Below are 7,152 nucleotides of genomic sequence, written 5' to 3'. Positions count from 1 at the left end.
ATGTGGTCGGCTTCGTCGCCGGACAGACCAAGGCGTCGCCCAACGCGGTGTTCGCGGGCAGCGTGCCCTACCTGATGCTGGCGGGCAATCTGGTGGCGGGCTGGCAGCTTGCACGCTCGCTGCTGGTGGCCGAAGACCTCGCGAAGGCAGGCACCGACGTGCCTTTCATGAAGGCCAAGATCGCGACGGCGCGCTTCTACGCCGAGCACATCCTGAACAAGGCCCCCAGCCTGCGCGACAGCATCGTCGATGGCGCGGACAGCGTGACCGCGCTGGCGCTCGAGGCGTTCTGACGCACTGGCGCGTGTCGCGCAACGGACCGATGCGGCACGCGCCTCCTTCTATAAATCGAACTCTGCCGTTTCATTCCTTTTCCGGAGACACCATGTCCAAGCTGCCGCCCGTGCTCGCCAACCTGCCATTGCCGATCATCGGTTCGCCGTTGTTCATCATCAGCAACCCCAAGCTCGTGATTGCCCAGTGCAAGGCCGGCGTGGTCGGGTCGATGCCCGCGCTCAACGCGCGGCCCGCGTCGCAGCTCGAAGACTGGCTCGCCGAGATCACCGAAGAGCTCGCGGCCTACAACAAGGCCAACCCGGACAAGCCGGCCGCACCTTTCGCCATCAACCAGATCGTGCACAAGAGCAATGACCGGCTCGCGCACGACATGGAGCTGGTCGTGAAGTACAAGGTGCCGATCGTCATCACCTCGCTCGGTGCGCGCACCGACGTCAACGACGCGGTGCACAGCTACGGCGGCGTGACGATGCACGACGTCATCAACAACAGCTTCGCGCAGAAGGCGATCGAGAAGGGCGCCGACGGCCTGATCGCGGTGGCGGCCGGCGCCGGCGGCCACGCAGGCATCAAGAGCCCGTTCGCGCTGGTGCAGGAAATCCGCCAGTGGTTCGATGGGCCGCTCGCGCTGTCGGGCTCCATCGCCAATGGCGCGGCCGTGCTCGCGGCGCAGGCCATGGGGGCGGACTTCGCCTACATCGGCACGGCGTTCATCGCGACCGAGGAAGCACGAGCGAGCGCCGAATACAAGCAGGCCATCGTCGACGGCACGTCGGACGACATCGTCTACTCGAACCTCTTCACCGGCGTGCATGGCAACTATCTGGCGCCGAGCATCGTGGCCGCGGGCATGGACCCGGCGAACCTGCCGGAGGGCGACCTCAAGACCATGAACTTCGGCGGCGGCGAAAGCGCCAAGAAGGCCTGGAAGGACATCTGGGGCTCGGGACAGGGCATCGGCGCGGTGACGGAAGTCGGGTCCGCCGCGAGCTTCATCGAGAAGCTCAAGCGCGAATACATGGACGCGCGTCGCCGCCTTGCACTCTGAGTCCCGGGTCATGGATCGCGCCGCGCCAGCGGCGAAGCCCGCCGCGAGTCGCATGCCGCTGCTGGATGCGGTGAAGGGACTCGCGTGCCTGCTGATCGTCGGCCACCACCTCTCCCGCTACGGTCCGCTGCCTGAAGGCGCGGCATCGCTGGCGCCCGGCGTCTTCGACTGGCTGTCGCAGTACGGGCGGCTGGCGGTGCAGGTGTTCCTGGTACTGGCGGGTTTTCTGGCCGCGGGCAGCCTTGCGCCCGACGGCACGCTTCGCATCGACCGGCCGCTCGTCCGGGTCTTCCAGCGCTACGGCAGGCTCGTGATGCCGTACCTGGCCGCACTGACCTTCAGCGTGATCGTGGCGGCGCTCGTGCGTCCCTGGCTGGACGACGAGGCGGTGCCCGGCCCGCCCGTGATGGCGCAACTGATCGCCCACGGCCTGCTGCTGCAGGACCTGCTGGGGTTCGAGGCACTGTCCACCGGCGTCTGGTACGTGGCGATCGATTTCCAGCTCTTCGTGCTGGCGCTGGCCGCCATTGGCCTGTCGGAGGTGCTCCAGCGGCGCTGGGCCATGCGGCCCGAGACCTCGCGCTGGCTGATGGCCGGCTTCGTGTTGCTGCTCGTGGTGTCGTCGCTGGCCGTGTTCAACCGGCACGCGGAGCTCGATGTGACCGCGTTCTATTTCTTCGGCTCGTACGGGCTGGGCATGTTCGTCTTCTGGATTGGTCGCACGACGCGGCGAAGCACCTGGGGCTTCGGGGTGCTCGTGCTCGCGCTGCTCGGAGCCGCAGCGCTGGCGCTCGACTGGCGCAGCCGGATCGCGACGGCGTGGATCACCGCACTGGCGGTGGCGATCATCCAGCACCTCGACGGCCTCAAGCCTTCGGCGTGGCCCGCGGTGGGCGAGCCGCTGGTGCGGCTGGGGCGCATCTCGTATTCGCTGTTCCTCATCCACTTCCCCGTGCTGCTCCTGGTGAGCGCGGTGGTGAGTCATTTCATGCGCGTCACGCCGTGGATCGGGATGACCGGCCTGCTGGCGACCGTGGCGCTGTCGATCGGAGCCGCATTTGTGCTGTATCGCTTCGTCGAATCGCGGCCTGCGACGTGGCGCGGTGTGCTCGGCCTGTTCGCTGGCCTGCTGGTCTGTGGCGCAGTGGTCTCGCTGATCTCGGCCTAATCGCGGTTCAAGGCGCTCGCGTAGTGCTCGGTGAACCGCCGGGCGACCGAGTCCCAGTCATAGCGCTTGGCAGCCGACTGCGCGGCCTCTGCCATCGCGCGGCATTGCGCCTCGTCGAGGGCCGCGATCTGGCGCACCGTGTCGAGATCCTTGGCGCCGCCGTCGAAGTTCAGATAGAAGCCGCTGACCCCCGGCTTCGCGAAGCCGTTGATCGGCGCCATGTCGCGGCAGACCACGATCTTGCCGGCCGCCATCGCTTCGAGGATGCCGACGCCGAAGCCCTCGTATTCGGTGCCGGTGATGAAGATGGTGCGCTGCTGCAGCTCGGCCATCAGGCGGTCGTCCTCGATGTACGGGTGCAGTCGCACCGAATCGCCCAGCCCCAGCGCCTCGATCTTGGCCTTGAAGCCCTCGCCGAGATGGTCGAAATCCGGGCCCGCGATGAGCAGGTCGATGGCGATGCCGTTGGCCCGTGCGAGCGCGACGGTGTCGATTACCGCGTCGATGCGCTTGTTTCGCGACCAGCGGCCCCAGTAGATCCATCGCGTCGGGTCAGGCGCTCCAATGGTGCGGCCGGGCAGGAATTTCGCGTAGGCGATGCCGAGCTCGGCCTTGTGGACCCGCTTCGAATAGTGTCCGAAGTAGGTCGCATCCGATTCGCTGATCGCGAGCACGCGCCGGTAGTGCCTGAGCAGCGGCCGCATCAGGAAATGCTCGTGCATCCACTTGAAGCCGCTGTGCTTGCGCGTATGCCGGAATCCGCCGTTCGTGCTCAGGATCGCGGGAATTCGGCGGCACTGCAGCAGCACGTTGCCGGTGAGCATCATGAGCTGCGGGTCGTGCACATGCAGCAGGTCGTAGCCCGACGCGAGTTCGCCGAAACCGCGTGCATAGCCCACGAGCCGGTTGCCTGAAACCGGGATGCAATAGACGTCGATGCCGTCGACGCGGCTCACGGAGAAGGCCGTGTGCTTCGGCGACACATAGGCCACATCCACCTGCATGCCATGGGCGGAAATGCGGGTCGCCAGCTCTCGGACCACGGACTCGATCCCGCCCACTTCAGGGAAGTACGTGGGCGTGATGGAAAGGACCTTCATTGCGTTTTCTCCGTCGATGGCGCCTAGCTTAGCTGCTGCGTCATGGGGATTTGTCATCCTGCCGGCCGACTTTGGCTTCAAGATGGGCGCTGCAGAGCGACTTCTCTTATGATTGCTGAGTTTTCAGTAAATACTGAAATTTCAAAACACTTGTGAAATCACCTGTTCCGTCAACCGCCGGCTTGCGTTCGATCGACACCGATGGGGTCGGGAATCTGGTTCAGGGCATCGCCTCGCTGTTCTGGCTGCCGCAGGCGGCATTGCTGGCGTGGGCGGTGCAGCGACTGGGGGATGGCGAAGGCTTCGCGGCGGTCGTGATGCCGGCCGCGGGCATCCTGCTGCTGGGCTTGTTGCGGGCTGCTTGCGAGGCCTGGGGCTCGCGGCGGGTGTACGCGGCAGCGCGTCGCGGGCTTTCCGCACTGCGTGCTCATGTAGCCGCCGCGCTCGCCGCACGATCGCCGATCGACCGCGCGCGCCCGGCCTCGGGCCTTGCCGCCAGCGTGATCGCCGAGCAGGCCGAGGCGGTGGTGCCCTATCTCGTGCGGTACGGCCCCGCCCGGTGGCGCGCCATGGTCGTGCCGGTCGTGATCGTCATCGCGGTCGCGAGCCAGTCGTGGCTCGCCGCGCTGATCCTGCTGATTGCTGCCCCGTTGATCCCCATCTTCATGGCCATCGTCGGCTGGCGTGCGCAGGCGGCGAGCGAAGCGCAGATGGTCGAGATGGGCGGCATGAACGCTTTCCTGCTCGACCGGCTTCGCGGCCTTGCGACTCTGCGTGCGCTCGATGCGGTGGATGCCACCGCGAAGCGCCTCGGCGACGCCGCGCAGAGCCTGCGGGTGCGCACGATGGCGGTGTTGCGCATTGCCTTCCTTTCGTCGGCTGTACTCGAACTGTTCTCGGCGCTGGGCGTCGCGATGGTGGCCGCCTATGTGGGCTTCCATCTGCTCGGCACGTTCGAATTCGGCACCTGGGGCCGGCGCCTGACGCTCGGCGAAGGGATGTTCGTTCTGCTGCTCGCGCCGGCGTTCTTCGAGCCGTTGCGCGATCTCTCCGCCGTGTGGCATGACCGCGCGGCGGGCGAGGCGGCTCTGCGTTCACTCGACGATCTTTCGGCGCAAGGCGTGCCTTTGCCCGGAGCGACCGCCTCTGCGTCGTCGCAGCCGAGGGCTGTCTCCGCTGCGCCGACACTGCGCATCCGAGACCTGCACTACGCGCAGCCGGGCGGTGAAGCGCTCTTCGAGGGCTACGACCTGCGCGTGGCCGCGGGCGAGCATGTCGCGTTGATGGGCCCGAGCGGTTCCGGCAAGACCGCGCTGCTGAGCCTCATCGCCGGGCTGGTGCAGCCGCAGCATGGCGAGATCGCGATCGGTGGCACGCCGCTGACCGATCGCACCGCGGCAGCGCTGCGCGCCCGCATCGCATGGATGGGCCAGAAGCCGCATGTGTTCGCCGGGTCGGTGCATGCCAATGTCGCGCTGGGGCGTGCCGGCGTGAAAGCAGAAGATGTCGAAGCCGCGATGAGGTTCGCCGTTCTCCAGGACGTGGCGCAGGCGCACCCGGGCATGTCGCTCGGCGAGGGCGGCAGCGGACTTTCCGGCGGCGAGGCGGTGCGACTGGCGCTCGCGCGCGTGGCCGTGCATGCGCAGGCCGACCTGCTGCTGGTCGACGAGCCGACCGCGCACCTCGACACCCAGACCGCCGAGCGCGTCGCCGATGCGTTGATCGAACTGGCGCGTGGCAAGACGCTCATCGCCGCGACGCACGACCCCATCCTGGCTGCGCGCATGCACCGCACGATCCGGCTCGACGCGGCACCCTGCCAGGAGGCCGCATGAAGCTCTGGCACGACCTTCGTCCGGCCCTGGTGCCGTTCGTCACCGCGCAGCCGAAGCGGCTCGCACTGGGTGGCGCGCTCGCCGCACTCACCGTGCTGATGGGCATGGCGCTGCTCGGTCTCTCGGGCTGGTTCATCACCGCCACCGCGCTCGCAGGGGTGAACGCCGCGACCGCGATCCGCTTCGATGTGTTCATGCCTTCGGCCGGCATCCGCCTACTTGCGCTTGGGCGGACCGCTTCGCGCTACGGCGAAAGACTGGTGACGCACGACGCGACCTTCGGCGTGCTGGCCACGCTGCGCGAGCGCCTGTTCCGCGGCTGGGCGCAGCCTGGCGCCGCGCGCCAACTGCTTGCGCGTCCGTCACGCCTGCTGTTTCGCCTGACGGCGGACATCGACGCGCTCGAAGCGTTCTATCTGCGCATGCTGGTGCCCGCGGGTGCGGCGCTCGCGGCCGCCATGCTCGCGGGCGTGGTGCTCGGCGCGATGAACGCCTGGATGGGTGTCGTGCTGGCCTTGTGGCTGGTCGCCACAGGCTGGGGGATCGCTGCCGTGACGGCAGCACGCGCACGTCCCGCCGCGGTCCGCCGGGCGCAGGCGTTGGAGGCATTGCGTGCCCGCACGGTGGATCTGGTGGCCGGCCAGACCGAACTGGTCATGGCCGGCAGGATCGATGCGCAGCGCGAATCGCTGGCGGCAGCCGATCGGCATCTCGCGCAGGCCGACATGCGGCTCAACCGGCTCGAAGCCGGTGCCGGTGCGGCTTACGGCATCGCGGGGACGGTGACGCTGATCACTGTATTGCTCGCTGTGGGTTGGCTGGCGGGCGAGGGCGCCATCGGCGCGCCGGGCGCGGCGCTGGCGCTGCTGGTCGCGCTCACCGCGATGGAGCCCTTCGCCGCGTTGCGTCGCGGTGCGCTCGAGGCCGGGCGCGCATGGCTGGCCGGTCGGCGCCTCGCGCCTCGCATGGCGATGCCCGACGCGACCACACCGGATCCGGCTCGCGGCAATGAAGCCGCGCTTCGGTTGCAGGACGTGCGTGCCGCGCATGCCGGCAGCCGCGTGCCCGCGCTCGACGGCGTCTCGCTGACCATCGCGCCCGGCGAGCGCATCGCGTTGGTCGGTGCTTCCGGCGCCGGCAAGTCGACCCTGCTTTCCGTGATCGCCGGCGACCTCGCGCCCCAGATGGGGGAGGTGCATTCACAGCCCCATTGCCTTCTGACCCAGCGCACCGAACTCTTTCAGGACAGCCTGCGCGACAACCTGCGTCTCGCCGATCCGGCGGCGAACGACGCACGCCTTCTCGCTGCCTTGTGGGCCGCGGGCCTTGCGCAGGACGTGCGCGCGATGCATGAGGGCCTCGACACCCGGCTCGGCGAAGGCGGTCTCGGACTTTCGGGCGGCCAGTCGCGCCGCCTAGCGCTGGCGCGGCTGTTGCTGCGCAACGTACCCATCTGGCTGCTGGACGAGCCCACGGAAGCATTGGACACAGCAACCGCGCACGACGTATTGCAGCGCCTCGAAGCCCAGGCCAAGGGACGCGTTCTCCTGATCGCGACCCACCTGCGCCGCGAGGCCGCGCTCGCCGATCGATTGATCTGCATGGCGCAAGGCCGCATCACGGCCGACCTCGTGCGCGGTACGCCGGCATTCGATGCGGCGCTCCGCGCGCTGCGGCCCGACTGAGTTCAAGGATTCGCAAGAA

At 68.3% G+C, this 7,152-nt stretch carries 6 protein-coding genes; 5 read left to right on the top strand and 1 reads right to left on the bottom strand.

All coding sequences use genetic code 11. The features are described from left to right. From BLW05_RS04850 to BLW05_RS04840, 3 genes are all read left to right on the top strand, one after another. A partial coding sequence (locus BLW05_RS04850; RefSeq protein WP_177142556.1) for an acyl-CoA dehydrogenase C-terminal domain-containing protein occupies positions 1-293 on the top strand: 293 nt, incomplete at its 5' end. 92 nt (positions 294-385) lie between these two features. Then, complete coding sequence (locus BLW05_RS04845; protein ID WP_093160287.1) at positions 386-1,345, top strand: NAD(P)H-dependent flavin oxidoreductase; 960 nt, start codon at positions 386-388, stop codon at positions 1,343-1,345. Between the two features lie 10 nt (positions 1,346-1,355). Next, a complete protein-coding gene (locus tag BLW05_RS04840; RefSeq protein ID WP_256330029.1) occupies positions 1,356-2,513 on the top strand; it encodes an acyltransferase family protein in 1,158 nt (385 codons plus the stop codon). On the opposite strand, the gene BLW05_RS04835 is transcribed toward BLW05_RS04840, so the two are convergent. Further along, positions 2,510-3,613 carry a glycosyltransferase family 4 protein gene (locus tag BLW05_RS04835; protein WP_177142555.1) on the bottom strand — a complete coding sequence of 368 codons (1,104 nt, stop codon included), beginning with the start codon at positions 3,611-3,613 and terminating at the stop codon, positions 2,510-2,512. The two genes, BLW05_RS04840 and BLW05_RS04835, sit on opposite strands and share 4 nt — an antisense overlap. 152 nt (positions 3,614-3,765) lie before the next feature. Here BLW05_RS04835 and cydD point away from each other — a divergent pair, with 152 nt between their 5' ends. Beyond that, complete coding sequence (cydD, locus tag BLW05_RS04830) at positions 3,766-5,448, top strand: thiol reductant ABC exporter subunit CydD (RefSeq protein WP_093160282.1); 1,683 nt, start codon at positions 3,766-3,768, stop codon at positions 5,446-5,448. Next, positions 5,445-7,133 (top strand): thiol reductant ABC exporter subunit CydC, encoded by a 1,689-nt coding sequence (gene cydC / locus BLW05_RS04825; protein WP_093160280.1) that lies wholly within the window; start codon positions 5,445-5,447, stop codon positions 7,131-7,133. The genes cydD and cydC overlap by 4 nt, the downstream gene beginning before the upstream one ends. The last annotated feature ends 19 nt before the right edge of the window (positions 7,134-7,152 follow it).

Source organism: Variovorax sp. YR216 (genome assembly GCF_900107745.1).
In the GTDB taxonomy this organism is placed as follows: Bacteria; Pseudomonadota; Gammaproteobacteria; order Burkholderiales; family Burkholderiaceae_C; genus Variovorax.
This window is presented reverse-complemented; position numbering and strand designations above follow the sequence as displayed.

Coding starts and splice junctions, on each gene's coding strand:
- BLW05_RS04845 (WP_093160287.1), top strand. CDS start 386: ATGTCCAAGCTGCCGCCCGTGCTCGCCAACCTGCCATTGCCGATCATC.
- BLW05_RS04840 (WP_256330029.1), top strand. CDS start 1,356: ATGGATCGCGCCGCGCCAGCGGCGAAGCCCGCCGCGAGTCGCATGCCG.
- BLW05_RS04835 (WP_177142555.1), bottom strand. CDS start 3,613: ATGAAGGTCCTTTCCATCACGCCCACGTACTTCCCTGAAGTGGGCGGG.
- cydC (WP_093160280.1), top strand. CDS start 5,445: ATGAAGCTCTGGCACGACCTTCGTCCGGCCCTGGTGCCGTTCGTCACC.